Origin of the sequence: uncultured Jatrophihabitans sp., from assembly GCF_964252635.1 — a bacterium.
Classification (GTDB): Bacteria; Actinomycetota; Actinomycetes; order Mycobacteriales; family Jatrophihabitantaceae; genus Jatrophihabitans.
This window is the reverse complement of the sequence record NZ_CAXUNP010000018.1, coordinates 15,422-41,686: the sequence shown is the minus strand read 5'-3', so window position 1 is coordinate 41,686 and position 26,265 is coordinate 15,422. Positions and strand designations below refer to the sequence as shown.

Genomic DNA, 26,265 nt, shown 5'->3' with positions numbered 1-26,265 from the left:
GCCTGCGCCTCGTTCGCCTCGGGGGCCTGCGCCTCGTTCGCCTCGGGGGCCTGCGCCTCGTTCGCCTCGGGGGCCTGCGTCCCGTTCGCCTCCGAGGCCTGCGCCTCGGGGGCCTGCGCCTCGGACCCGGACGGACCCGCGACCGGGGCGTCCGTCTCGGTGGCGTCCGGCGCCCCGGTGGGAGCCTCGGCCTGCCGGGCCGCGGCCACGAGGTCGGTGGCCAGAGTGGCGAGCACGCCGCCCTCGCCGGCCGCGGCGGCCTCGGCCTCCGCCTTCTCGGCCGCAGCGGCCCGGTGGATCGCGGCGATCGCGGCGTTGGCGGCCTGGCGCTGCTCGTCGGTCATGGGGGGCTCGACCGGCTCGACGGACTCGCCGCCGCCCCCGTTCGAGCCCTTACCGCCACGACGACGCTTGCCCCGACCCGAAGAACGGTCGTCGCCCTCGTCGGACGAACCACCCTTCTGGTCGACCGGCTCCTGCTGGATGATCACGCCCCGGCCGTGGCAGTGCTCGCACGGCTCGCTGAACGCCTCGAGCAAGCCCTCGCCGACCCGCTTGCGTGTCATCTGCACGAGCCCGAGCGACGTCACCTCGGCGACCTGGTGCTTCGTGCGGTCGCGCCCGAGGCACTCGGTGAGCCGGCGCAGCACCAGCTCGCGGTTCGACTCAAGCACCATGTCGATGAAGTCGATCACCACGATGCCGCCGACGTCGCGCAGGCGCAGTTGGCGCACGATCTCCTCGGCAGCCTCCAGGTTGTTGCGGGTGACCGTCTGCTCGAGGTTGCCGCCCGAACCGACGAACTTGCCGGTGTTGACGTCGATAACGGTCATGGCCTCGGTGCGGTCGATGACCAGCGAGCCGCCGGACGGCAACCAGACCTTGCGGTCGAGCGCCTTCATCAGCTGCTCGTCGACCCGCAGCTCGTGGAAGAGGTCGGTGTTGCCGACGTGCTTGGACACGCGCTCGGCGAGGTCCGGTGCCACACCGCTGACATAGTCCGAGACGGTGTCCCACGCCTCGCCGCCCTGCACGACGAGCTGCTTGAAGTCCTCGTTGAAGACGTCGCGGACGACGCGGATCGCGAGGTCCGGCTCGCCGTGGAGCAGGACCGGCGCCGACTTCTTCTGCTCGGCCTTGGCCTGGATCTGCTCCCACTGCGCCTGCAGCCGCTCGACGTCGTGGGTGAGGTCCTCCTCCGACGCGCCCTCGGCGGCAGTGCGCACGATGACGCCGGCCTCGTCCGGGACGATCTTCTTGAGGATCGACTTCAACCGGTGCCGCTCGGCGTCCGGCAGCCGACGGCTGATGCCGGTCATGCCGCCGCCGGGCACGTAGACCACGAAGCGGCCGGGCAGCGACACCTGACTGGTGAGGCGGGCGCCCTTGTGCCCGATCGGGTCCTTGGTGACCTGCACGAGCACGGAGTCGCCGGACTTCAGGGCGTGCTCGATGGTGCGCGACTTGCCGTCGAGGCCGGCGGCGTCCCAGTTCACCTCACCGGCGTAGAGCACGCCGTTGCGGCCCTTGCCGATGTCGATGAACGCGGCCTCCATGCTCGGCAGCACGTTCTGGACGCGACCGAGGTAGACGTTGCCCACGTAGGAGGTCGCGCTGGCCCGGGTCACGTAGTGCTCGACCAGGATGTCGTCCTCGAGGACCGCGATCTGCGTGCGGTCGCCGTTCTGCCGCACGGCCATGACGCGGTCGACGGCCTCCCGGCGGGCGAGGAACTCGGCCTCGGTGAGGATCGGCGCGCGACGGCGGGTGGTGTCGCGGCCGTCGCGGCGGCGCTGACGCTTCGCCTCGAGCCGGGTCGAACCCTTGATGCCCCGGACACCGTCGTCGCTGTCGGCCTTGGCCTTCTTCTCGCGCACGTGCACGACGGTGTTCGGCGGGTCGTCCGAGCCGTCGGCGTCCGCGTCGCCGCCCGAGGTGGACCGGCGCCGGCGACGGCGTCGGCGGGAGCCCGTCGAGGACTCTGCTGCGTCGTCCCCGCCGTCGGCGTCCTCAGCGGTGCTGTCGGCGTCCGGCGTCTCGGCATCGTCGGCCGTGTCATCGGCCTCGTCCTCGGTGTCGTCGCCGGTTTCGTCGGTCCGGTTCGCCGCGCCACCGCGTCCGCGACGCCCGCGGCGTCGGCGGCGGCGGGCGCCGTTGGCCTGCTCGATCGCGGCCTCGCGGACGTCGTCGGGGTCGGGCTCGATCTCGTCGGCGTCCGTCACCGGGCCGGGCTCGGACGTGGTCACGTCACCGGTCGTGTCGTCGGAGACCGCGTCGGTGAGGGTCACGTCCGTGCGGGTCGCGTCCGTGCGGGTCGCGTCCTCGGGGGCGACGGCGTCCTCGGCGGCGGCCGTCTTCTTCGCCGGGCGGCGTCGTCGGGCGGTCGGGGCACCGGCGCTCGGTGCCACGAACACCACGCTGGGGGCGCCGGGCGTGTCCTGCGTCCCGGCGGCCTGCTCCGCGTCGGCGGAGGCAGCGGGAGTGTCGGAGGCAGCGTGGGTGTCGGAGGCAGCGTGGGTGTCGGAGGCAGCGGCGGCCTCGTCGGCCACGGCGGCGGCGGCGGTCTTCTTGGCGGCGCGCTTGCGGGTGGCCTTCTTGGCCGGGGCCTTGGCGGCCATGCCGTCGGCCTCGGTGCCGGCCGCCGGCGCGGTGTCGGTCGACTCGGTGTCTGTCGGAGTGCTGTCCGCCGGCTCGGTCGGCGCGGCGTCGGTCTCGGCCTCGACGGCAGGTGCAGCCTTGGCGCGGCTTCGTCGGGCGGTCTTCTTGGCCGGGGCGCCGCTGGGCTCGGCGGAGGTGGCGGGTGTCTCGCCGTCGCCCTCGTTCGGCTCGACCGCCGGGGCGGCGGCGGCCGCCTTGGCAGCGGTCTTGCGGGGCGCTCGTTTGCGGGCGGGCCTCGGGGTGGCCGCGTCCAGAGCCGTGTCGGTCGGGGCCGTGTCGGTCAGGGCCGTGTCGGCCGGGGCCGTGTCGGCCGGAGTCGTGTCCGGGGCCGGCGGGCCGGCGGCGGCCGTCGCCTTGCGGGGCGCCCGCTTGCGGGGGGTACGTGCCGCCGGGGCCGGGGTGGGCTCCGCGCCGCTGCTGTCCGGAGTGTTCGGGGTGTCGGTGCTGTTCGGGCTGTCGGTGTCGAGCATGTGCTCGTCTGCTCCAATTCGGCCTCCGGGCGCGTCCGCTCTCGCGGTACGCGACCGCACAGAGGCGGTTGTGGCGAGGTAGCGGCGGCACGTCGGCCGGCGCTGCTCGCAAAGTCTGCGTCGGGTCGCTCCCGCGGCCCGGTGGGTGGTGCGTGCGGTGGAACTACGGCGAGGTCGCGGTCGGGTCACGATCGGTGGCCAGGGGGTCACCGATGTCATGGGCGTCGTCGAGCGGTCCCTGCGCCAGGCGGACCGATACAGGAGGTCCGGCCGGGGCGAGACCGGCGACGTCGCGCAATGCGACTACGACATCGTCGGGGCGAACGGTAGGGGTCACCTGCCGTACGACCGTGACCAGTATCGCACGCCCGGGGTCATCGGTCGTGTGCGGCACGACGATCATGGACAACACCGGGGTGCGGACGTCGACCTCCCGTCGGCCCGATTTGGTCATCCGCTCGACGGGCAGGTGCTCCGCAGCCAGGAACGCGTCGACGGCGCTCCGGGCGTCCTCGAGGGTCACCCCGGGCAGCTCGATCCGCCAGCGCGAGGCGTGCATGCGCTCCGCCAGCGAACCAGGGCCGGCCGTCACGACCTCGTCGATGTCGAGCCCGTCCGGCAGGACCGCGTCCAGCGCCGCGCGCACGGCGGCCGGGTCGCGCTCGGCGGCCAGCCCGATCTCGAGGTACTCGGCCTCGCTCGCGACGCCGGTGGGGGACGCGCCGACGTAGCTGATCTTGGGGTGCGGCGAGAATCCCGCCGAGTACGCCATCGGGATCTCGGCGCGGCGCAGCGCGCGTTCGAAGGCCCGAGCGAAGTCGCGGTGCGACGAGAACCGCAGCCGGCCGCGCTTGGCGTAGCGGACACGCAGCCGCTGCACCGTCGGCGGTGGCGGGGGGCCTTCGGGGGTTCGGCGTGCCATCGGGCCCAGCATGCCAGGCGGCGCGCACCGGGCCATACTCGAGCCGGTGCCCGTCAGCATCGAGGAACTGGCCGGACCCGACGCTCCGGCGGCCCTGGCCCGGCTGCGGGCCGACGGGCCGGTGACCTGGGTGCCGGCCGTCGGCGGCTGGCTGGTCACCGGCTACGACCAGGCCAGCACGGTCATGCGTGCTCCTGCGTCGTTCACGGTCGACGACCCGCGGTTCAGCACCGCACAGGTCGTGGGGGCCAGCATGCTGTCCGTCGACGGGGCCGAGCATCGGCGCCACCGCACGCCCTTCGTCGCCCCCTTCCGCCCGGCGCGGGTGCAGCAGGCCTTCGGCGCCTCGGTGCGGGGTGTGGCCGCCGGACTCGTCGAGCGGATCCGTCCGGCGGGCCGGGCGGAGCTCCGCAGCGAGCTGGCCGGCCCGATGTCGGTGGCCGTCATCGCCGAGGTGCTGGGCCTGCACGCCGTCGACGCCGCCACCGTCCTGGCGTGGTACGGCGCCATCGTGGCCGGCGTGACGTCGCTGAGCGCGGGCATCGAACCGGACCGTGCGGCCGCCACGGCCATGGCCAACCTGGCCGACCACATCGCGCTGGGCCTCGGCCGTGGCTCCGTCCTCGCTGCGGCCCGGGCCGACCTCCCCGAACCGGACGTCATCGCCAACGCCGCGGTCATGATGTTCGGCGGCATCGAGACCACCGAAGGGATGATCACCAACCTGGCCCTGCACCTGCTCACCCACCCGGACGTGCTCGGCCGGCTCCGCGCGGACGAGCGGCTGATCGGCGCGGCAGTGGAGGAGTCGTTGCGGCTCGAGCCCGCCGCCGCGGTTGTCGACCGCTACGCGACCGCCGACACCGAGCTGGGTGGGGTGACCGTGCGGCGCGGGGACCTCGTCCGCGTGTCCATCACCGGCGCCAACCGCGACCCGTCGGTCTTCGACGACCCCGACCGTTTCCGGCTGGGCCGGCCGAACGTGCGGTCGCAGCTGTCCTTCGCCCGCGGGCCGCACGTGTGCATCGCGATGGACCTCGCTCGCCTCGAGACGAGCGCCGCGATCGCGGCCGTGCTCGGTCTGCCCGACCTGGAGCTGGAGTCGGCGACCCCGGCGACCGGGCTGATCTTCCGCAAGCCCGCGTCGCTGGTGGCCCGGTGGGAGATCGGGCAACCCGGCCCGCCGTCGTGATCGACTGCGTCTCGTGGTCGGCGGCCGACCGCGACGCGCAGTGAATCAACGAGGTGGGGTGCGGCTCAGACCTTCGGGGCCAGCACGGGCTTGCCGGCCAACGGAAGCAGCGAGCGGCCGGTGGGTCCGATCTGGATGTCGGTGCCGAGGTTGGAGCAGACGCCGCAGTCGAAGCACGGCGTCCAGCGGCAGTCGTCCTGCTCGAACTCGCCCAGCGCGTCCTGCCAGTCGTCCCAGAGCCACTGCTTGTCCAGCCCCGAGTCGAGGTGGTCCCAGGGCAGCACCTCGTCACCGTCGCGCTCGCGGGTCGTGTACCAGGCGAGATCGACGCCGGTGCCGGCCAGCGCGGTGTCGGCCGCGGCCACCCAGCGGGCGTAGGAGAAGTGCTCCGACCAGCCGTCGAAGCGGCCGCCGTCGCGCCACACCTGCTCGATGACGGCGCCGACCCGGCGGTCACCGCGCGAGAGCAGTCCCTCGACCATCGACGGCTCGCCGTCGTGGTAGCGCATGCCGACGTTGCGGCCCAGCTTGCTCGAGTTGATCGCCGCGCGGAGCTTGGCCAGGCGCGCGTCCACGACCTCCGGCGAGGCCTGCGCGGCCCACTGGAACGGCGTGTGCGGCTTGGGCACGAAGCCGCCGATCGAGACGGTGCAGCGGATGTCCTTGTGCCCCGCGGCCTCCCGCCCGGCGCGGATGACGTCGTGCGCCATCTCGGCGATCTCGAGGACGTCCTCGTCGGTCTCGGTGGGCAGGCCGCACATGAAGTACAACTTCACCTGGCGCCAGCCGTTGCCGTACGCGGTGCTGACCGTGTTGATCAGGTCGTCCTTGCTGACCATCTTGTTGATGACGCGGCGCAGTCGTTCGCTGCCGCCCTCGGGGGCAAAGGTCAACCCCGAGCGGCGGCCGTTGCGACTGATCTCGTTGGCGAGGTCGATGTTGAACGCGTCGACGCGGGTCGACGGCAACGACAGCCCGACCTTTTCCTCGGCGTAACGGTCGGCGAGCTGCTTGGTCAGCGGCGCGATCTCGGAGTGGTCGGCGCTGGACAGTGACAGCAGCCCGACCTCCTCGAACCCGGTGGCGGCGAGCCCGCGGGCGACCATCTCGCCGATGCCGTCGATGCTGCGCTCGCGCACCGGCCGGGTGATCATGCCGGCCTGGCAGAACCGGCAGCCGCGGGTGCAGCCGCGGAAGATCTCGACCGACATGCGCTCGTGCACGGACTCAGCCATCGGCACGAGCGGCGTCTTCGGGTAGGGCCACGCGTCGAGGTCCATGACGGTGTGCTTCGTGACCCGCTCAGGCACGCCGTCGCGGTTCGGCGTGATGGGGGCGAGGCGCCCGTCCGGCAGGTAGCTCACGTCGTAGAAGCGCGGGACGTAGTTGCCGCCGGTGGCCGCGAGGCGCAGCAGCAACTCGTCGCGACCGCCGGGACGACCCTGCTGCTTCCAGGTCTTGACGATCTCGGTGATCGCGCCGACGGCCTGCTCGCCGTCGCCGAGCACCGCGACGTCGATGAAGTCGGCAACGGGTTCGGGATTGAACGCGGCGTGGCCGCCGGCCACCACGACCGGGTACGTCTCGTCGCGGTCGGCGGCATGCAGCGGAATGCCGGCGAGGTCGAGCGCCGTCAGCAGGTTGGTGTAACCCAGCTCGGTCGAGAACGAGACCCCGAGCAGGTCGAACGCACCGACCGGGCGGTGGTTGTCGACGGTGAACTGGCTGATGCCCCGCTCGCGCAGCAGCGCCTCGAGATCCGGCCACACCGCGTAGGTGCGTTCGGCCAGGGCGTCGTCGCGCTCGTTCAGGACCTCGTACAGGATCTGGACGCCCTGGTTCGGCACGCCGACCTCGTAGGCGTCGGGGTACATGAGTGCCCAATGGACGTCGACGGCGTCCCATTCCTTGCTGCGAGCGTTGAGCTCGCCGCCGACGTACTGGATCGGCTTGCTGACCAGAGGTAGCACGGGTTCCAGGAGGGGAAAGATCGAGTCGACGGGCATGGGAGCCCAGTGTACGGGCGTGTGCCCGCGCAACGGGCCGGAGAGGACGAAGTGGACGGGGATCTGACGGTCGAACACAGTTCGGGCCCGCCCGCCGCGCCGGAACTCGCGGCTCCGTCACCGACGTCACCCGAAGGGTTCGCCGCCTGGGTGGCAGGCCTGCCGGACGACGGCTCGACCAGCGCGGCCGAGGTCATCGCGGCCGCGAAACGCGTGACCGGGACCGGGGCCGCCGGGCCCGCGCCGGACGAGGCCACGTGGCGGCCACCGTTCATGCCAGGCCCGTCGGCAGCCGTCGCCGAACCTGCCGGGTCACCCGACCCGGAGCGCGACGTCGAGGCGGAGCCCGAGCTCATCGCCGCCACCGAGATCAATCCCGTGTACTCCGGCCCGGGCGCCGCCGCGCAACCCGGCGGCGCGGGTCACCCCGCCGCTCCGCCTGCCTATCCCGCCCAGCCGCCACCCGGGTACGGACCGCAGCCCGGCTACCCGCCGCCCGGGTACGGGCCGCCACCCGGGTATCCCGCGCCGCCGCCGCCCTACCGCCCGCAGCCCGCCTACCCGCAGCAGGGACCGCCTCCGCACGGCTACCCCCAGGGCGGCGGCTACCCGCCGCCCGCCTACCCGCAACCGGGTCACGGCCCCGGCTACCCGCCGCCCGGCCCGCAGGGACAGGCGCCGCCCGGCCCGCAGGGCTACCCGCCCCCTGGCCAACAGGGTTACGGGCCGCAGCCGGGCTACTCACCCCCGCAGTACGGCCCGCCGTCCGGCCCGACACCGCACGCGGCCGCGCCCGGCGAGGTACCCAGCCCCTACTTCGACCCCTATGGGCGGCTCGGGGACAAGCACGGCATCCTGCAACCGCCCGGCTCGGGCCTGCTGCCCACCTGGGACGCGCTGACGCCGCAGCAACAGGTCGAGCACGTCAACGCCCTGCCCCGGCCCGCGCAGGAGCAGCTGTGGGCCCAGATGACGAACCACCAGCGGCGCCGGTTCAGCGCGCAGCGCATGCGTCGGCCCTGGGCCTGACGCCCACCTCTCGCGAGTGGTCCGCGCCCGGACCGGGTGGAGCGCGTCGACGCGCGGACAACCCGGTGGAGGAGGATCGCGCTGGTGACCACCCGGCTCACCCGCGAGCGTGCCACTGCGGTACCGCCGCAGGTGCTCGTGCTCGGCGCGGTCACCTCGGTGCAGCTCGGGTCGGCGTTCGCCGACCGCATCTTCGGTCATGCCGGGCCGGGCGGCGTCGCGTTCCTGCGGGTGCTGTTCGCCGCCGTGGTGCTGCTCGTGCTCGCCCGGCCGTCGCTGCGCGGCCGCTCGCGCACCGAGGTGCGCACCGTGATCGCCTACGGGCTGACCCTCGCCGGCATGAACTGGTCCTTCTACGAGGCGCTCAACCACCTGCCGCTCGGCGTCGCCGTGACCATCGAGTTCACCGGACCGCTCGCGGTCGCGGTCGCGGGCTCGCGGCGGCTGCTCGACGTGCTCTGGGTGGCCCTGGCCGGCGGCGGCGTGGTGCTGCTCGCCGTCCGCGGCGAGCATGCCGGCGTGCAGCTGATCGGTGTGCTGCTGGCCCTGGTGGCCGCATCGTGCTGGGCGGCCTACATCCTGCTCGCCAAGCGGGTGGGCACGAGCTTCGGCGCGACCGAGGCGCTGGCCATCGGGCTGTCCTTCGGCACGCTGCTGGTCCTCCCGGCCGGCCTCGTCGAGGGCGGCTCGGCGCTGCTGTCACCCGGCGTGCTCGCCGCCTGTTTCGGCGTCGCCGTCCTGTCCTCCCTCGTGCCCTACACGCTGGAGCTCGTCGCGCTGCGCCGGCTCGGTACCGCCGTCTTCGGGCTGCTCATGAGCCTCGAGCCGGCGGTGGCCGCCCTGGCCGGGGTCGTGGTGCTCGGCCAGGGGCTGACGCTCGTGCTGGTCGTCGCGCTCGTCCTCGTCGTCCTCGCCAGCGTCGGCGCGACCCTCACCGGACGGGCCGCCACCGCACCCACCGACGGCTGACGGACAGGCTCAGGCCACGCTGCGCCGGTGCACGGCCTGCAGCAGCCCGACCGCGAGGGCCTGCGCGAACATCGACGACCCGCCGTAGGAGACGAACGGCAGCGGGACGCCGGTGACCGGTGTCAGCCCCAGGTTCATGCCGATGTTCTGGAAGATCTGGAAAGCGAACCAGCACACGATGCCGGTGGCCACCAGCCGTCCGACGGCGTCGCTGTCCCGCGCGATGCGCAGCGCACGCCAGCACAGCAGTCCGAAGAGCGCGATGAGCGTGCCGGCACCGACGAGACCGAACTCCTCGCCGGCCACCGAGAACACGAAGTCGGTCTGCTGCTCCGGCACGTACCCGCCGTTGGTCTGCGGCCCGTGGAACAGGCCCTTGCCGAACAGGCCGCCGTTCGCGATGGCGATGTGCGCCTGGGTGACGTTGTAACCGTCCCCCTTGATGTCGTGGCTCGGGTCGGCGAACGCCTTGAAGCGGGCCAGCTGGTACTCGGCGAGCACCCCGGCCCTGACGGCGATGACCGCGACCAGCACGCCGACCACGATGAGCCCGATGGTCCACCGGGCCGGGACGTCGGCGGTGATCAGCACGCCGAAGGCGGCGCACGCGAGCACCATCGCCGAACCCAGGTCGGGCTGCAGCATGATCAGCGCGAACGGCACCGCGATGAGCCCGAGTGCGAGCAGGACGTCCCGGGTGGTCGGCGGCCCCTCGTCCTCGCGCTGCTCGGCGCGCTGGACGAACAGCACGGCCATCCCGACGACCAGTCCCAGCTTCATGAACTCGGCGGGTTGGATCTCGACGGTGCTGCCCAGCCTGATCCAGGCGTGCGCACCGTTGATGGTGGTGCCCGCGACCATCACCAGCAGCAGGCCGCCGAGGCTGGCCAGGTAGACGATCGGCCCCACGAGTCGCAACAGCCGGGCGTCGACGCGCGACGCGGCGAGGAACAGGGCGGCGGCCACCACGATGTTGATCAGGTGCCGGTAGAAGAACGCCTGCGGGTTGCCGCCGACCGCCTGCTGGGCGTTGCGGGTGGCCGCCCACACCAGCACGCTGCCGATCAGGGCCAGGGCCAGCGTGATGACGGCCAGCGGGATGTCGTAGCCGCGGGCGCGCTTGTCCAGCGGCAGCGCCATCGGCGTCAGCGTGAACGGGGCGCGCGGGTCGCGGGCGGCCAGCGTCATTTGTGGGTCACCGCGCTCTGCGGCGTGATGCTGGGCAGCGTCGTCTCGGGGGTAATGCCGGGGATCACCGGTGCCTGCCCGACCCCGAAGATGCCGTCCCAGATGCGCTTCTCCATCGGGCCGGCGGCGGTCGCGCCGGTGCCGGCCTGTTCGATGATGCCGGCCATGACGTAGTGCGCGCGGACGTTGCCGGACCTGTCCTTGTACGTGGGCCCCCAGCTGACCAGCCACGACGAGTCCTGCTTGCCGAATACCTCGGCCGTGCCGGTCTTGCCGCCGAGCTTGTTCTGGTACGGGGAGTGCATGTAGGCGAAGGCGCCGGACACCGCCCACCCGCGGCTGAACGACAGCGAGTTGGCGATGTAGTTGAAGGTCTTCTGGCTGACGGGGACGGTGTTGCGCACCTTCGGCGTGATCGTCTTGACCACCTTGCCGTTCGCGCCCACCACGCCCCAGCCGAAGGTCGGCTCGTAGATCTTGCCGCCGTTGAGCAGGGCCGAGTAGGCCATCGCGAGCTGCAGCGGCGACATCGTGGTCTCGCCCTGGCCGATCGACATGTCGGCGTTGTCGCCTGCGCGGTAGCGCCAGCCGTCGGTGCAGTTCTCCGAGGCGAGCAGGGTCAGGTAGGCCCGGTCGGTCGGGTTCTTCACGTCGGGGTAGCCGCGTTTGGCGTTGGCGCAGTACGTGGCCCGGTTGGCCTTCCAGCGCTTGAGCCGGGTCTCGCGGTCCGCGTAGCTGCCGGTGGACTGCTCGCCGGCCGGCAGATCCACGCCGGGGCTGCGACCGACGCCGAACTGCGCGGCCATCCGCTGCAGGTACTCGTGCACGGGCTTGCCCTCGGCGAGGCGGGCCTGGTCGGCGTAGTACTCGTTCGCGGTCGGCCGGTAGAAGAACGTGTCGCACGAGTAGCCGAGCGCGTCGCGCAGCGTGATGTTGCCGAGCACCTCGCTGTCGTAGTTCGTCTTCACCCGACCGTCGATGGTGAGCGACCCGGGGCAGCCGTAGGTCTGGCCCAACGAGATCTCGTGGTGGGTGACCAGCGAGGACGACGTGATGAGTTTGAACGTCGAGCCCGGCGCGTACTCCCCCGCGGTGGCCCGGTTGATCAGCGGCGTGCCCGAGGCGTCACTGGTCAGCGTGCGGTAGTCCTGGGCCGAGATGCCGCCCACGAAGACCGAGGGGTCGTAGGTCGGGTAGCTGGCCGAGGCCAGGATGCGTCCGGTGTTGGGGTCCATGATCACGACCGAGCCCGACGGTGCCGCGTTGCCGGCTTTGCGCGAGTCGCGGATCTGGCGGGCCAACGAGCTCTCGGCGAGGGCCTGCAGGTGCGCGTCGATGCTCGTGACCAGGGTGTCGCCCTGCTGCGCGGCGACTTTCTTGCCGCTGCCGACCGTGATGCCCTGCGGGTTCAGCTGCACGTATTGGGTGCCGTCGGTGCCCCGCAGCACCGAGTCGTACTGCTGCTCGAGACCACCGGCGCCGATGGTGTCGGCGTCGTTCAGGTCCCGGTTGGCCTTGACGTCGGCCGCGGTGACGTCGCTGGTGTAACCGAGTACCTGGGCGGCCAGGGAGCCGCCGGGATAGGTCGGCAGGCTGACGGTGTCGACCGAGACGCCGGGGAACTGCTCGCGGTGCTCGCTGATCGCGAGCACCACCTTCGTCGGCACCTTGCTCGCCACGGTGACCGGCGCGTACGGCTGGCCGGTCGAGCACGGTGCCGTCACCTTGGGCGAGCAGGGCGTGATCTGCTTGGCCAGCAGCGACGCCTTCGTGCCGAGCAGGGTGGCCAGGCGCGCGAGGACGGCGGCACCGTGGTCCGGACGACGCTGCAGGATGTCCCGCGTCACGGTGACCGTCTGCACGGTGGTGTTCGCCACGAGCACCCGGCCCTGCGCGTCGACGATCAGCCCGCGCGGCGCCGGCAGCACGATCGCCCCGTCGTGCACCGCGTGCGCCGTCTGCGTCGGCTTGTTCGGGTCGAGCAGCTGCACGTAGTAGAGCCGGGCGAACAGCGTCAGCATCAGCGAGACCACGAGCGCGACGACGATACCCAACCGGCGCGGGGTCGGGGGCCGGCGTGGCCTGGTGCGGGGGCGCGGCGGTGGCGAGCCCGGGGTCGCCGGCCCCGGCCGCACCAGCGTGTCAGCCACGGCCGACGCCGGTCAGCTCGATGTAGACGGGGGCGGGCTTGCGCAGCGAGTCGGTGTGCAGCAGCCGGCGGACGAGGGCGAGCAGCGCGAACGCCAGCACGACGTCGCCGAGCATCGACGGCAGGAGGTCGCGGACCGCGTCCATGACCCCGGCACGGCTGATGACCAGCGCCAGGACAAGCGTGGCGACGCTGCTGCCGATGCCGCTCAGCACGCCGGCCGTGACGGCGTCCCGGCGCAGGCTGTGCCGGTCGGCGACGAGCCCGCACAGCAGGCCGACACCCATCCAGACCAGGGCGAATACGCCGGCCGGGTGGGCCGAACCGAGGTCGGCGACCAGGCCTGTCGCGAACCCGAAGCCCAGGCCGGTGGCCGGGCCGTCCACCAGGCCGACGCACGCGACCAGCACCAGCGGCAGGCTGACCGCGTACGGCGAGACGACGGGCCCGACGAGCGCCGCCTGCAGCAGCAGCGCCGTGATGACCGCCGCCGCGGCCGCCGCGACCCGCGCGCGGGTCATCGGCCGCTCGGGGTCAGGGCGTTGCGGCCGGCCACCGCGGAACGGGCCTCGGTGATGACGCCGACGAGGTCGACGGCGGTCGGCGAGGAGGTGGGCCGAACGGTGGCCCGGGTCGCACCGTCGGAGGACGCGTGCACGGCGGTCACCGTGCCCACGGACAGCCCGGCGACGTAGCTGCTGGAACCACCCGGACCGGTGATCAGCCGGTCGCCCGTCCGGACGGTGGCGTCCGGGTCGAGGGGCTGGAAGACCAACCCGTCGTCGCGATTGCCGGTGGCCACGCCGATCTCGCCGGTGCGGGTGTCGCGGACGCCGACCCCGGACCCCGGGTCGGCAGCGAGCAGGACGACCGCGCTGTGGCCGTCGGCGTGCAGCACGCGGCCGACGAGCCCGGCGCCGTCGGTGACGGTCTGCCCGTCGCGCGCACCGTCGGCCGTGCCCACGTCGACGGTCACCGTCCAGTCGAAGCCCTGTCCCGGCCCGAAGGCGACCACCCGGGCGGGCAGGACCGTGTGGTCCGTGCCGTCGGCCGCGCGCTGGAGGGCGGCGAGCTGGCTGCTGGTACGCCGGTCGGAGGCCTGCGCGTTCAGGCGGGCCTGCAGCTCGGTGTTCCGGTGCTGCAGCGTGTCGATCCTGCTCTGGTTCGACCCTGCCGTGGGCAGCCCGGTCAGCCACTGCCGGGCGGGCCCGAGCACGGCGTCGGTGCCGCGGTAGAGCGAGCCCAGGCTGCCGCGCACGCCGCTGTGCGCCTCACGCAGGCTGCCGCCGCCGAGATCGAGGGTGATGAAGCAGAGCGCAACGACGGCCAGGACCAGGGCCGACGTCCGTTGCCGCCGAGTCAGCTGACGCACGAGCGGCCCGGGTCAGCGTCGGTGGCCGTCGACGACGACGCGATGCAGCTGGTCGAAGTGCTCGACCACGGTCGCGGTGCCGAGGACCACGGAGTCGAGGGGCCGTTCGGCGACCTGGACGGGCACGCCGAGTTCGTGCTGCAGCCGCGCGTCCATGCCCCGCAGCAGCGCGCCACCGCCGGTCAGCACGATGCCGCCCGAGAACAGGTCGCCGGCGAGCTCCGGCGGGCAGCGGTCGAGGGTGGTGCGGACGGCAGCGACGATGCGGGCGATCGGCGGGTCCATCGCCTTGCGCAGCTCGTCGGCGGAGATGGCGATGTTGCGCGGCAGGCCGGTGCTGACCTCGCGGCCGCGGATCTCCGCGGTCTTCGGGCCGGACGTCGGGAACGCCGACCCCACGCTGATCTTGAGTTCCTCGGCCGTCCGCTCGCCGACGAGCAGCGAGAACTCCGCCCGGACGAAGTCGCTGATCGCGGTGTCGAGCGCGTCTCCGGCCACTCGCACGCTGGTCGAGGCGACGATGCCGCCGAGCGCGAGGATCGCGACCTCGGTGGTGCCGCCGCCGATGTCGACGACCATCGAGCCCGACGGCTGGTTGACCGGCAGCCCGGCGCCGATCGCCGCGGCCATGGGCTCGGAGATGGTGTGCACCTTGCGGGCGCCGGCTGCGTACGCCGCCTCGCTGACGGCGCGCTGCTCGACGCTGGTGATGCCCGACGGCACACACACCACGATGCGCGGGCCGGTGAGCGCACCGCGCCGGCGCAGCACCTTGCGCACGAAGTAGCGCAGCATCTCCGAGGTGACGTCGTAGTCGGCGATGACGCCGTCCTGCAGCGGCCGCACGGCGCGGATGTGGTCGGGCGTGCGGCCGATCATGCGCTTGGCCTCGGCGCCGACCGCGACCACCGAGTTGGTCGTCACGTCGACGGCGACGACCGACGGCTCGTTGAGCATGATGCCGCGGCCGCGTGCGTAGACGAGGGTGTTCGCCGTGCCGAGGTCGATCGCGAGGTCGCCGCCGAGGAGGTCACCGCCGCGTTGCGACACACGCGAGACCATCGCGCGCCTCGCGATCGGGGTGTACGTCACGGCCGGCCCAAGCCCTTCGTCGCAGCAGCAGCCGTCCACCGAACACGGACGGTCTGCAGCGATCGTAGGGTTGTGCCGGGGTCATCCCCCGCTGCGACTCGCGGATACGGACGAGTCGTGTGTTACTGATGTGACGAAGGCTCTCAGCCCGTTGACGGCGGGAACCACAGCCCGATCTCGCGCTCGGCCGACGCCGGCGCGTCCGATCCGTGCACCAGGTTCTGCTGGACCTTCAGACCCCAGTCCCGACCGAGGTCGCCGCGGATCGTGCCGGGGGCGGCGGTGGTGGGGTCGGTGGCGCCGGCCAGCGAACGGAAGCCCTCGATGACGCGCTCGCCCTCGACGACCATGGCCACCACGGGGCCGGAGAGCATGAACTCGACGAGCGGGTCGTAGAAGGGCTTGCCGACGTGCTCCGCGTAGTGCTCGGCGAGCAGCTCGGGCGTGGCGTCCCGCATCCGGAGCGCGACCAGGACGTAGCCCTTGGCCTCGATGCGCCGGATCACCTCGCCGGACAGGCCGCGGCGCACGCCGTCGGGCTTGACGAGGACAAGGGTGCGTTCGACGCTCACGCGCCGAGCCTAGCGAGCGTCGGGGTCAGGCCCGGCGGGGGTCGATGACCAGCAGGCGGTTGAACCGCGCGAACTCCGCGAGCACGGCCTCGGTCGACGTCGCGATCATGCGCGCCTTCTCGGCCGGCGTGGCACCGACCACCTGCAGGAAGGTCACCCGGCCGTTCGGTCCGCGCAGCATGCCGAGTTGGGGGTCGACGGTCGCGGCGAACATCGTCTGGTCGGTGGGCGGGGCGTCGGGCAGCTCGGGGTAGCCGGTGATCGGGCGGTGCAGGTCGATCCGGTCACCGCCACGCAGCGGGGTGCGCGAGGTGTGCACGTGCTCGGCCAGCGTGTGCAGCGCGACGAACGGCCAGCGCGGCGCGGACGGCTCGCGGCCGCGCACGACCCGCATCGTGAGTTCGATGCCCCAGCCGGACACCTCACCGGGGGCGAGTACAGCTCGCTGAGGCCGTAGGTGACGTAGTGCCAGAAACCCGGGGCGGCGTAGGCCGAGCAGGCCTGCAGCGCCGGGTTGTCCTCGGCGGCCCCGTCCGCGACGGCGTAGGACAGCTGCAGCGGCTCCGCCGGCCCGTGGACTCCGGCCAGCTTCCTGCTGATGGCGTCCCAGCCGGCCGGCTCGTCGGGGTGCGCTGCGCTCACGCGCCCATCCTGCCGCGCGGTCCGGTCAGCCGGCGAGCAGGCGCAGGCCGCCCGGCGAGCCGACGATCTCGTGACGCAGCATCAACAGCCGCAACCAGATCGCCGCGAAGATCACGCCGACGACGAACATGGTGGTGATCATGACGCCGGTGGCCGTGAACAGCACCTGCATGGCCGACCCCACGGCGATCCCCCACGGCCGGCGCAACAGCCCGGCGACCGCGACGAGCACGACGGCCAGCGCGATGAGGATGACGGTGCGGGTCGTGCCGAGGCCCGACGTCAACGCGATCGCGCGCGGTACGAGCAGCACGACCACCGCCTCGAGGGCGAGGATGGCGGCCAGCGCTCCGCGGGTGGCGCGGTCGGCCCGCCGGGCCCTGGCCTCGATCTGCTCCGGCGTCGGCTCCTGCGGCTGGTCGTCGTCGGTCTCGGGTGCACGGTCGGGATCGGTCACGCTGTGTCACCCGGGCGCGCTGGGCCGCCGAGCAGGGTGCGGGCCTCGCCCACCGCGAGCACCGAACCCGTCACCAGGACGCCGGCGCCGGACACGATCTCGTCCGGGGTGTCCTCGGCCAGGCGCACCGCGGCCTCGAGGGCGTCGTCGAGGCGCGGTTCCACGGTGACCCGGTCGGCGCCGAACACCGGGACGGCGATGGCGGCCAGGTCGTCGGCCGGCAGGCTGCGGGTGCTCGACGCCTCGGTGACCACGATCTCGTCCACCGCGGGTTCCAGCAGCTCGACGATGCTCGTCGCGTCCTTGTCGGCCATCACGGCCAGCACGCCGACGAGCCGGCGGAAGTCGAAGGACTCCCCCACCGCGGCCAGCGTGGCCGTCAGGCCCGCCGGGTTGTGGGCGGCGTCGAGCAGGATGGTCGGCGCGGAGCGGATGGCCTCGAGACGGCCCGGCGAACGGACCTGCGCGAAGGCCTCGCGGACGACCTCGATGTCGAGGGCGCCCGTCTGCCCGCCCGCGCCGAAGAACGCCTCGACGGCGGCCAGGGCCACTGACGCGTTCTGCGCCTGGTGCGCACCGAACAACGGCAGGAAGACCTCGTCGTAGACGCCGCCGAGGCCCTGCAGGCGCAGCAGCTGGCCCCCGACCGCGATCTCGCGCTCGAGCACACCGAACTCCATGCCCTCGCGCGCGACGGTCGCGTCGACCTCGACCGCGCGCTGCACGAGCACCGGCGCGGCCTCGTTGGGCTGCGCGGCCAGGATCGCGACCGAGTCGGGCTTGATGATCCCGGCCTTCTCGGACGCGATCTGCTCGACGGTGTTGCCGAGATACTGGGTGTGGTCGATGCCGATCGGCGTCACGACCGCGATCTCGGCGTCGATGACGTTGGTGTTGTCCCAGGTGCCGCCCATGCCGACCTCGACGACGGCCACGTCGACGGGCGCGTCGGCGAAGATCGAGTACGCGAGCGCGGTGACGATCTCGAAGAACGACAGCGGGGTGTCGGAGCGGGCGTCGAGCAGCTCGACGTACGGCTCGAGCTCGCGGTAGGCCTCGACGAACGTGCGGTCGCTGACCGGTTCGCCGTCGATGACGATCCGCTCGGTGACCCGCTCCAGGTGCGGGCTCGTGTACCGACCGGTCCGGATGCCGAAGCCGCGGAGCAACTGGTCGATCATGCGGGCCGTGGTGGTCTTGCCGTTGGTGCCCGTCAGGTGGATCGAGCGGTAGGCCCGCTGCGGGTCGCCGAGCACGTCGACCAGGGCCTGCATCCGCTCGTTGGTGGGGTTGACGTGGCCCTCGCCGCGCCGGCCGAAGATCGCCTGCTCGACCTCGCGCAGCTCCTGCGCGTACTTCTGCTTCTCGGTCACCGCCACAACACGCCAGTCTACGGACGGCGTCCGTCAGGCCGGACCGAGAACGCGTTCGAGTGCCCCGTCGGGCAGGGCTTCGACGGGTAGGGCCACCACGAACCGTGCCGCCGCGGGCCGGAACAGCACGACGTCCTTGATCACCCGGACGTGCTCGATCTCGGTCCACGGATGGCGCCCGGACCCGTCCGGCGTCGTGACCGTGAGGCCGGTCTCGTCCATCGTCGCGTCGAGGGCCGTGCCCGGCCGGAACCCCCGCCGGCCCAGCGTCTTGGCGAGCTGGCCGCGCTTGTAGAGCACGACGAGCGAGACCAGCACGACGACGGCCAGCGCGGCGAGCACCGCCCCGCCGACCCCTGCGGACGCTCCCCCGAAGACCGCCACGAGCGCCACGACCGCCACCGTCAGCGCGAGTCGCGGCTGGGCGAGCTGGTAGCGGATGACGGCGTCGGCCACCCGTCTCGGGTCGCGGCGCTGGACCGTGTAGGGCGGCACGGCTCAGCCGGGCGGTAATGCAGCCAGCGCCGCGTCGATGCGGGCCAGCTCGGCCTCGGCCGCGGCGAGCCGGGCCTGGACCTTGGCCACGACGGCCTCGGGCGCCTTGCCGGTGAACGCCTCGTTGCCGAGCTTGCCCGCGTTCACGGCCTGCTCCTTCTCGGCGGCGGCGCGGTCCTTGGTGAGGCGGGCCCGCTCGGCGGCGACATCGATGGTGCCCGACAGGTCGAAGTCGACGCTCACGCCCGCGGCGGTGGTGATCGAGGCCGTGGCCGCGAAACCGTCGCCCGGCTCGTCGAGGCGCAGCAGCGAACGGATCGCGGGCTCGGTCGTTGGCGACGCGCCGGCGAGCGCGGCCGGCACGCGCAACGAGGGCTTGACGCCCTGCTCGGAGCGGAAGCGCCGCACCTCGGTCACCACGGTCTGCACCAGGGTGACGTCCGCGGTCGCGTCCGGTGCCGATCGCGACGGGTCGGCCTGCGGCCAGGACGCGACGACCAGGGACTCGCCACCCGTCAGCGCCGTCCACAGTTCCTCGGTGACGAACGGGACCATCGGGTGCAGCAGCCGCAGCAGCCCGTCGAGGACCTCGCCGAGCACCCGACGTGTGGTGTCGCCGCCGGGCCCGGACAACGAGAGCTTGGCCAGCTCGATGTACCAGTCGCACACCTCGTCCCACGCGAAGTGGTAGAGCACGTCGGCGATCTTGGCGAACTCGAAGCGCTCGTACAGCGCGTCGACCTCGGCGATCACCTCGGCCAGGCGCGACAGGATCCAGGCGTCCGGCCCCTCGACGTGGTCCGGCACCGGCCCGGTCACCGTGGCGCCGCTGATCATCGCGAAGCGCGTCGCGTTCCACAGCTTGGTGCAGAAGTTCCGGGCGCCGACCACCCATTCCTCGTTGACGGCCTGGTCGGCACCGGGGTTGGCGCCCTGCAGCAGCGACAACCGCACCGCGTCCGCGCCGTAGGTGTCCATCCACACCAGCGGGTCGATCACGTTGCCACGGGACTTCGACATCTTCTTGCCCGACGAGTCGCGCACCAGCCCGTGCAGCAACACCGTTCGGAAGGGCGGCTCGCCGTCCATGGCGTAGAGGCCGAACAGCATCATCCGCACGACCCAGAAGAACAGGATGTCGTAGCCGGTGACGAGCAGAGTGGTCGGGTAGTAGGCGCGCAGGTCCTCGGTGTCGTCGGGCCAGCCGAGTGTGGAGAACGGCCAGAGCGCGGAGGAGAACCAGGTGTCGAGCACGTCCTCGTCCTGCGTCCAGCCCGCGGGCGGCGTCTCGTCCGGGCCGACGCAGACGTCGTCGCCGTCGGGTGAGTACCAGACCGGGATGCGGTGGCCCCACCAGAGCTGGCGGCTGATGTTCCAGTCGCGCAGCCCGTCGACCCACTGGAAGTACCGCCCGGCCAGCGACGGCGGCTCGATGACTACGCGGCCGTCGCGCACGGCGTCACCCGCGGCCTTGGCCAGTGTCTCGACCCGCACCCACCACTGCAGCGACAGGCGCGGCTCCACCACCGTGTCGCAGCGCGAGCAGTGCCCGACCGAGTGCAGGTAGGGCCGCTTCTCGGCGACGATCCGCCCCTCCTCGCGCAGCGCCGCCACGACCGCCGTCCGCGCCTCGAGCCGGTTCAGGCCCTCGAACGGGCCGGGCGCGGTGATGTTCGCGCGCTCGTCCATGATCGTCGGCATGGGCAGCTCGTGCCGGCGGCCGATCTCGAAGTCGTTCGGGTCGTGCGCCGGGGTCACCTTGACCGCCCCGGTGCCGAAAGACGGGTCGACGTGGTCGTCGGCGATGATCGGGATGGTGCGCCCGGTGAGCGGCAGGGCGACCTCGGTGCCGACGAGGTGGCGGTAGCGCTCGTCGTCGGGGTGGACGGCCACCGCGGTGTCACCGAGCATCGTCTCGGCGCGGGTGGTGGCCACCACGATGGACGCGTCGCCGTCGCCGTAGCGGATCGAGATCAACTCGCCGGGCTCCTCGACGTGGTCGACCTCGATGTCCGACAGCGCGGTGAGGTCACGTGGGCACCAGTTGATGATCCGCTCGGCGCGGTAGATGAGGTCGTCGTCGTAGAGCCGCTTGAAAATCGTCTGCACGGCGCGCGACAGCCCATCGTCCATGGTGAAGCGCTCGCGCGACCAGTCGACCCCGTCGCCCAGGCGGCGCATCTGGCCGAGGATCTGCCCGCCGTAGCGGGCCTTCCACTCCCACGCCTTCTCGACGAACTCCTCGCGCGAGTAGTCGAAGCGGCCCTTGCCCTCGGTCTCGGACAGGTAGCGCTCGACCAGGTTGTTCACCGCGATGCTGGCGTGGTCCATGCCCGGCAGCCACAGCGTGTCGAAGCCGCGCATCCGCGCCCGGCGGGTCACCGCGTCCATCATCGACTGCTCCAGCGCGTGCCCGAGGTGCAGCGAGCCGGTGACGTTGGGCGGCGGGATGACGAGGGAGAACCGCGGCTTGTCGCTCGACGGATCGGCGGTGAAGTAGCCGCGCTCGACCCACCGCTCGTAGAGCGGGCCCTCGACGTCGGCCGGCACGAAGTGCGTCGGCAGACCGGGGGCGGAGGACGAGGCGGGTGAGCTCACCGGCCAATCCTACGAACCCTCGGTAGCCGCAATTGCGCTGGCCGTACGCGTCATGATCGACGGGTGCCCCTGACCACCACCACCGATCACGCCGCGATCCGTGCCCTCGTCGAACCGCTGCTCGCCGCCGACCCAGTCCGCCACACCGTGCTCGGCACCATGCTGCTGATGCTGGAGGGCTCGGCATGGGCCGCGACCGACGGCGACCGGCTGGCGGTGCGCTCCGGGGCGCTGTACCCGGTCCTGCTGGTCGGTACCTGGACCGAGGAACGCCGCGGCGAGCTGCACGGGCTGCTCGCCGCACTCGATGACCTCACCGCGCTCTCGGGCGCCGAGGATCAGGTGTGGCCCCTGGCCGAGCTGCTGGGGGTCGACCCCACCGTCGAGCGCCAGCGCCTCTACCGGCTCGACCGGCTGACCGAGCCGGCGGTCGACGGGTACGCCGTCGTCGCCGGGCCCGAGCACCGTGCGTTCGCCCGGGCGTGCGTCGCCGCGTTCGCCGCCGAGGCCCGCGACGACATACCCCGTACCGACGCGGTTGCCGACACCTCGCTGGACGGCGGCTTACTGCACCTCTGGCTCGACCCCGCGGGCGAACCGACGGCCATCGCGTGCCGGCGCCCGGTCATCTCGGGCAGCGCGCGCATCGGCCCGGTGTACACCCCGCCCGAGCAGCGCGGCCGGGGCTACGGCTCCGGCGTCACCGCATCGGCCACCCGGTCGATCCTCGACGACGGCGCCATCCCGGTGCTGTTCACCGATCTCGACAACCCGACGTCGAACAAGATCTACCAGACGCTCGGCTACCACCCGGTCGAGGACCGCGTGTACGTCGCCCGGCGGGGCCCGATCCCCTAGCTGCGCGCCGCCGGTGCGCGGTCCAGCCAGGCGGCGAAGGCGTCGAAGCTGAAGGGCCGGCCCAGGAACGTCGCGACGAGGTCCGCCGCGTCGCGGGACCCGCCGGGCACCAGGATCTCGTCGCGGTAGCGGTGCGCCACGGTCGGGTCGAGCAGGTTCGCCGGGTCGAACTGCGCGAACAGGTCTTTGGCGATCACCAGCGACCACATGTAGGTGTAGTAGCCGGACGTGTACCCGGCGAGGTGCCCGAACGCGGCGTGGAAGTGCGTCTCCGGTACGTAGCTGAGCATGTCGTAGCGGCGCTGCAGGTCCTGCAGGCGTTGCGTGAGGTCGTCCGGCCGGTCGCGGTGGAACTCGTAGGACACGGCCGTGTAGAACAGCTGCGTCCGCACGAACAGGCCCTTGCCGAAGTCCTTCGCGGCCCGCATGCGGTCGACCAGTTCGCGCGGGATCGGCTCGCCGTCCGCGTCCTTGGCGAAGGTGCGCAGGATGTCGGCGTCCCACGCCCATTCCTCGAGCATCTGCGAGGGCGCCTCGACGAAGTCCCACTCGGTGGCCACGCCCGAGAACCGCGCCCACCGTTGGTGGCCGCCCAGCACGTGGTGCACGAGGTGACCGAACTCGTGGAACAGCGTGACGACGTCGCCGTGCTCCATCAGCCCGCGCGAGAAGTTGCACACCAGCACGCCCTCGGGCAGCTGCCGGTCGGTGACGCCGGTGACCAGGTCGAACTGCGCCGCGTGCTTGAACTTGTTCTCGCGGGGGTGCAGGTCGAGGAAGATGCGTCCGACGCGCTCGCCCCCCTCGATGACGTCGTAGGCCGCGACGTCCTCGTGCCACACCGGCGCGTCGGTCACGCGGTAGTACTCCACCCCGAACAGGCGGCCGGTGACGTCGAGCAGCCCCTGGCGCACGCGGTCGAAATCGAAGTAGCGGCGCACGTCCTGCGCGTCCACGTCGAAGTGCTCGCGGCGGACGAGCTCGCTGTAGTAGCTGGCGTTCGTCGCGTCCATGGTCGTGGCGTCCGGCTCGTCCTGGCGCCGGCGGGCCAGCAGGGTGTCGAGGTCGCGGCGCCCGGCGTCGTCGGCCGCGGCAGCGACTTTCACGACGAAATCGGCGATGTTCTCCGACGAGCCCACCATCTTGACGTCGGCGTCGAAGCTGGGCCAGTCCGGGTAGCCGAGCAGCGTGGCCTGCTCGTGGCGCAGGTCGAGCATCTCGTGCAGGACGGCGTCGTTCACCGGCCAGCCGAGGTTGAGGAACGCGGTGAGCAGCTCACGGCGGGCCTCGGCGTCGGCGGCGAACGCACGGAACGGCAGGAGGTCCGGGTAGTCGGTGCTGACCAGCACCTGCCCGTCGGCGCCGGCGGGGTGCGCGTCGATCCAGTCCTGCGGCAACCCGCCGAGCCGGTCGGGGGTCAGGCTGATGGTGCGGACGTCGGCACGGATGTTGCGGGCGAAGTCCTGGTCGAGCACGGTCAGGCGTTCGGCGATCGCGCGGAGCCGGTCGCGGACGTCCTCGGACCGGTCGACGCCGCTGCGCCGGAAGTCGCGCAGGATCTTGTCCCGCAGTCGTTCGGCCTGCTCGTCGAGGCCGGCGGCATCGGTGGCGTCCAGCACCTCGAACAGGTCGCGGTCCAGGTCGCGATCGGTGCGGATGCGGCTGACCTCCTGGGCGCGCTGCTCGGCGAGGTCGCGCACCTCGGCGAGCGGGTGCACCTCCTGCAGCACGCCGGTGACCGACGACGCGTCGCCGAACGCGATGTCGGCGTCGTTCCACAGGCGCAGCACCTCCTCGGCGCTGCGGCGGGTGCCGTCCTTGAGCTGGGCGAGCAGCTCCTGCGCGCGTCCGAGCTGCTCGTCGACCCGCTGGGCGACCCAGTCCGGCCATGCGTCCGTCGGGAGGGCCAGCGGCTGGAGATCGCTCATGGAATCGAGATTACGACCCGTTCCTCGGCCCTTTGCCGACGGTGCCGGGTCATGACGACCACGACGCCTCTCCCACGCCGTGGCTCGATCTCGGGCGCGTATCCCGCCACCGCGTCAGAGAGGACACGCGGGCACGTAGCCCGGGTCAGGAGGTCAGGCGGACTTCTCGCGGCGCTCGCGCTTGGCGGGCTCGCGCGGCACCAGGGTCGGGTAGACGTGGTCCAGGACGGTCTCGCGGGTGATGACGACGCGGGCGACGTCCTCGCGGGACGGCACCTCGTACATCACCGACAGGAGCACTTCCTCCATGATCGCCCGCAGGCCACGCGCGCCGGTACCGCGCATGACGGCCTGGTCGGCGATGGCCTCGAGGGCGTCGCCGGAGAACTCCAGCTCGACGTTGTCCAGCTCGAACAGCTTGGCGTACTGGCGCACCAGCGCGTTCTTCGGCTCGGTGAGGATCTCAACGAGCGCGTCACGGTCGAGCGGGCGCACCGAGGTGATGACCGGGAGACGACCGATGAACTCCGGGATGAGCCCGAACTTGATCAGGTCCTCGGGCATGACGTCGCCGAAGACGTCCTTGGTCTCCTTGTCGAACTTGGTGTGCAGCTCGGCCCCGAAACCGAGGCCCTTCTTGCCGACCCGGTTCTCGATGAGCGTGTCGAGCCCGGCGAACGCACCACCCACGATGAACAACACGTTGGTGGTGTCGATCTGGATGAATTCCTGGTGCGGGTGCTTGCGGCCGCCCTGCGGGGGCACGGAGGCAGCTGTGCCCTCGAGGATCTTCAGCAGCGCCTGCTGCACGCCCTCGCCGGAGACGTCGCGGGTGATCGACGGGTTCTCCGCCTTGCGGGCGATCTTGTCGACCTCGTCGATGTAGATGATGCCGGTCTCGGCCCGCTTGACGTCGTAGTCCGCGGCCTGGATCAGCTTGAGCAGGATGTTCTCGACGTCTTCACCCACGTAGCCGGCCTCGGTGAGCGCGGTCGCGTCGGCGATGGCGAACGGGACGTTCAACATGCGGGCCAGCGTCTGGGCGAGCAGCGTCTTGCCCGAACCGGTCGGGCCCAGCAGCAGGATGTTGGACTTGGCCAGCTCGACGGCGGAGTCGGCGTTGCGGGGCTTGCTCTCGCCCCCGGCCTGGACGCGCTTGTAGTGGTTGTAGACGGCCACGGCCAGCGTCTTCTTGGCCTGGTCCTGACCCACCACGTAGCCGTTGAGGAACTCGTAGATCTCGTTCGGCTTGGGCAGCTCGTCGAAGCTGAACTCGCTGGTCTCGGCGAGCTCCTCCTCGATGATCTCGTTGCAGAGATCGATGCATTCGTCGCAGATGTAGACCCCGGGGCCCGCGATGAGCTTCTTGACCTGCTTCTGGCTCTTCCCGCAGAAGGAGCACTTGAGCAGGTCGCCCGTCTCGCCGACGCGTGGTGCCACTGGCGACCAGTCCCCTCTGGGTTCCTCGGCCGGCCACAGGGTCGGCCGGGGGTCGAATCTCGGGTCAAATCTGAGAAGAACGTGCGCGTGGTCCCGCCGGACGGACCGGCGAGACCCCGCACGCTACCCGCAAACGGTCAGGAAGTCCGCTGAAAACCGCGCCTGTCGCGCGGTATCTCAGACGTCCGGGACGAGCTTGCGCGAGGTGATGACCTCGTCGACGATCCCGTACTCCTTGGCCTGCTGAGCGGTCAGAATGGTGTCGCGGTCGATGTCCTTGCGAACCTTCTCGACCGTCTGCCCGGTGTGGCGCGCCAGGATCTCCTCCAGCAGGACCCGCATGCGCTGGATCTCGTTGGCCTGGATCTCCAGGTCGGACACCTGGCCCTGGCCCTCGCCGGAGGGCTGGTGGATGAGCACGCGCGCGTTGCCCAGGGCGAAACGCTTGCCCTTGGTGCCGGCGGCCAGCAGGACGGCAGCGGCGGAGGCGGCCTGACCCATGCAGATGGTCTGCACCTCGGGGCGGACGTACTGCAGCGTGTCGTAGATGGCCGTCAGCGCGGTGAACGAGCCGCCCGGGGAGTTGATGTAGATCTGGATGTCGCGGTCGGGGTCCGAGGACTCGAGCACGATCAGCTGGGCCATGACGTCGTTGGCGACGACGTCGTCGATCGGCGCACCGAGGAAGATGATGCGCTCCTCGAACAGCTTGTTGTACGGGTTCGACTCCTTGAAGCCGTAGTTCGTCTTCTCGGTGAACGACGGCAGCACGTACCGGGACACCGGCGACTCGGGGCCGCGGTTCTGGGGCAGGTGCAGACCGGCGGAGATGCCGGTGGGTCGGTAGTCAGTCAT

The 26,265-nt window shown here is 72.0% G+C and carries 21 protein-coding genes; 4 read left to right on the top strand and 17 right to left on the bottom strand.

The window, feature by feature from the left end; genetic code table 11:
* Together ACFFCA_RS10360 and ACFFCA_RS10355 are read right to left on the bottom strand one after the other, a co-directional pair.
* The coding region (locus ACFFCA_RS10360) for an Rne/Rng family ribonuclease (protein WP_375484435.1) at nt 1–3,128 on the bottom strand (3,128 nt) is incomplete at its 3' end.
* A gap of 163 nt (nt 3,129–3,291) precedes the next feature.
* Nucleotides 3,292–4,050 (bottom strand): TIGR03936 family radical SAM-associated protein, encoded by a 759-nt coding sequence (locus ACFFCA_RS10355; protein WP_375484433.1) that lies wholly within the window; start codon nt 4,048–4,050, stop codon nt 3,292–3,294.
* Nucleotides 4,051–4,096: 46 nt separating this feature from the next.
* Here ACFFCA_RS10355 and ACFFCA_RS10350 point away from each other — a divergent pair, with 46 nt between their 5' ends.
* A complete protein-coding gene (locus ACFFCA_RS10350) occupies nt 4,097–5,242 on the top strand; it encodes a cytochrome P450 (RefSeq protein WP_375484431.1) in 1,146 nt (381 codons plus the stop codon).
* Nucleotides 5,243–5,307: 65 nt separating this feature from the next.
* On the opposite strand, the gene ACFFCA_RS10345 is transcribed toward ACFFCA_RS10350, so the two are convergent.
* A complete protein-coding gene (locus tag ACFFCA_RS10345) occupies nt 5,308–7,248 on the bottom strand; it encodes a TIGR03960 family B12-binding radical SAM protein (RefSeq protein ID WP_375484429.1) in 1,941 nt (646 codons plus the stop codon).
* A gap of 150 nt (nt 7,249–7,398) precedes the next feature.
* Between ACFFCA_RS10345 and ACFFCA_RS10340 the strand changes: the two genes are divergently transcribed.
* The gene (locus tag ACFFCA_RS10340; protein ID WP_375484427.1) at nt 7,399–8,277 is read left to right on the top strand and encodes a hypothetical protein; all 879 of its coding nucleotides are present in this window, start codon (nt 7,399–7,401) and stop codon (nt 8,275–8,277) included.
* Nucleotides 8,278–8,361: 84 nt separating this feature from the next.
* Nucleotides 8,362–9,246, top strand: coding sequence for a DMT family transporter (locus tag ACFFCA_RS10335; protein ID WP_375484426.1), 885 nt, complete (start codon nt 8,362–8,364; stop codon nt 9,244–9,246).
* A gap of 9 nt (nt 9,247–9,255) precedes the next feature.
* Here ACFFCA_RS10335 and rodA read toward each other — a convergent pair whose 3' ends face one another.
* From rodA to ACFFCA_RS10280, 11 genes are all read right to left on the bottom strand, one after another.
* Entirely contained in the window at nt 9,256–10,434 is a 1,179-nt protein-coding gene (gene rodA, locus ACFFCA_RS10330; RefSeq protein WP_375484424.1) for a rod shape-determining protein RodA, read from the bottom strand.
* A complete protein-coding gene (locus tag ACFFCA_RS10325) occupies nt 10,431–12,488 on the bottom strand; it encodes a penicillin-binding transpeptidase domain-containing protein (protein WP_375484422.1) in 2,058 nt (685 codons plus the stop codon). Before ACFFCA_RS10325 ends, rodA begins: the two co-directional genes overlap by 4 nt.
* Before the next feature lie 88 nt (nt 12,489–12,576).
* Nucleotides 12,577–13,104 carry a hypothetical protein gene (locus tag ACFFCA_RS10320; RefSeq protein WP_375484420.1) on the bottom strand — a complete coding sequence of 176 codons (528 nt, stop codon included), beginning with the start codon at nt 13,102–13,104 and terminating at the stop codon, nt 12,577–12,579.
* Complete coding sequence (mreC, locus tag ACFFCA_RS10315; RefSeq protein WP_375484418.1) at nt 13,101–13,955, bottom strand: rod shape-determining protein MreC; 855 nt, start codon at nt 13,953–13,955, stop codon at nt 13,101–13,103. The genes ACFFCA_RS10320 and mreC overlap by 4 nt, the downstream gene beginning before the upstream one ends.
* Nucleotides 13,956–13,967: 12 nt before the next feature.
* Nucleotides 13,968–15,005, bottom strand: coding sequence for a rod shape-determining protein (locus ACFFCA_RS10310; RefSeq protein WP_375484416.1), 1,038 nt, complete (start codon nt 15,003–15,005; stop codon nt 13,968–13,970).
* 185 nt (nt 15,006–15,190) lie between these two features.
* A complete protein-coding gene (gene ndk / locus ACFFCA_RS10305) occupies nt 15,191–15,619 on the bottom strand; it encodes a nucleoside-diphosphate kinase (protein WP_375484414.1) in 429 nt (142 codons plus the stop codon).
* Nucleotides 15,620–15,644: 25 nt separating this feature from the next.
* On the bottom strand, nt 15,645–16,004 hold the full coding sequence (locus ACFFCA_RS10300; protein ID WP_375484412.1) for a suppressor of fused domain protein: 360 nt from the start codon (nt 16,002–16,004) through the stop codon (nt 15,645–15,647).
* Nucleotides 16,005–16,286: 282 nt separating this feature from the next.
* Nucleotides 16,287–16,718: a DUF4233 domain-containing protein gene (locus tag ACFFCA_RS10295; RefSeq protein ID WP_375484410.1), complete on the bottom strand. Its 432-nt coding sequence runs from the start codon at nt 16,716–16,718 to the stop codon at nt 16,287–16,289.
* Nucleotides 16,715–18,097: a bifunctional folylpolyglutamate synthase/dihydrofolate synthase gene (locus ACFFCA_RS10290; RefSeq protein ID WP_375484408.1), complete on the bottom strand. Its 1,383-nt coding sequence runs from the start codon at nt 18,095–18,097 to the stop codon at nt 16,715–16,717. The genes ACFFCA_RS10295 and ACFFCA_RS10290 overlap by 4 nt, the downstream gene beginning before the upstream one ends.
* A 27-nt stretch (nt 18,098–18,124) precedes the next feature.
* A complete protein-coding gene (locus tag ACFFCA_RS10285) occupies nt 18,125–18,586 on the bottom strand; it encodes a hypothetical protein (RefSeq protein ID WP_375484406.1) in 462 nt (153 codons plus the stop codon).
* A gap of 3 nt (nt 18,587–18,589) precedes the next feature.
* Nucleotides 18,590–21,184, bottom strand: coding sequence for a valine--tRNA ligase (locus ACFFCA_RS10280; RefSeq protein ID WP_375484404.1), 2,595 nt, complete (start codon nt 21,182–21,184; stop codon nt 18,590–18,592).
* 63 nt (nt 21,185–21,247) lie between these two features.
* Between ACFFCA_RS10280 and ACFFCA_RS10275 the strand changes: the two genes are divergently transcribed.
* Nucleotides 21,248–22,042, top strand: a complete 795-nt coding sequence (locus tag ACFFCA_RS10275) for a GNAT family N-acetyltransferase (RefSeq protein ID WP_375484402.1) — start codon at nt 21,248–21,250, stop codon at nt 22,040–22,042.
* On the opposite strand, the gene ACFFCA_RS10270 is transcribed toward ACFFCA_RS10275, so the two are convergent.
* The 3 genes from ACFFCA_RS10270 to ACFFCA_RS10260 form a co-directional block, all read right to left on the bottom strand.
* Nucleotides 22,039–23,970: a M3 family metallopeptidase gene (locus ACFFCA_RS10270; RefSeq protein WP_375484400.1), complete on the bottom strand. Its 1,932-nt coding sequence runs from the start codon at nt 23,968–23,970 to the stop codon at nt 22,039–22,041. The genes ACFFCA_RS10275 and ACFFCA_RS10270 overlap by 4 nt on opposite strands.
* Before the next feature lie 153 nt (nt 23,971–24,123).
* Nucleotides 24,124–25,410, bottom strand: coding sequence for an ATP-dependent Clp protease ATP-binding subunit ClpX (clpX, locus tag ACFFCA_RS10265; RefSeq protein WP_375484398.1), 1,287 nt, complete (start codon nt 25,408–25,410; stop codon nt 24,124–24,126).
* Between the two features lie 177 nt (nt 25,411–25,587).
* Nucleotides 25,588–26,265 (bottom strand): ATP-dependent Clp protease proteolytic subunit, encoded by a 678-nt coding sequence (locus tag ACFFCA_RS10260; protein ID WP_375484396.1) that lies wholly within the window; start codon nt 26,263–26,265, stop codon nt 25,588–25,590.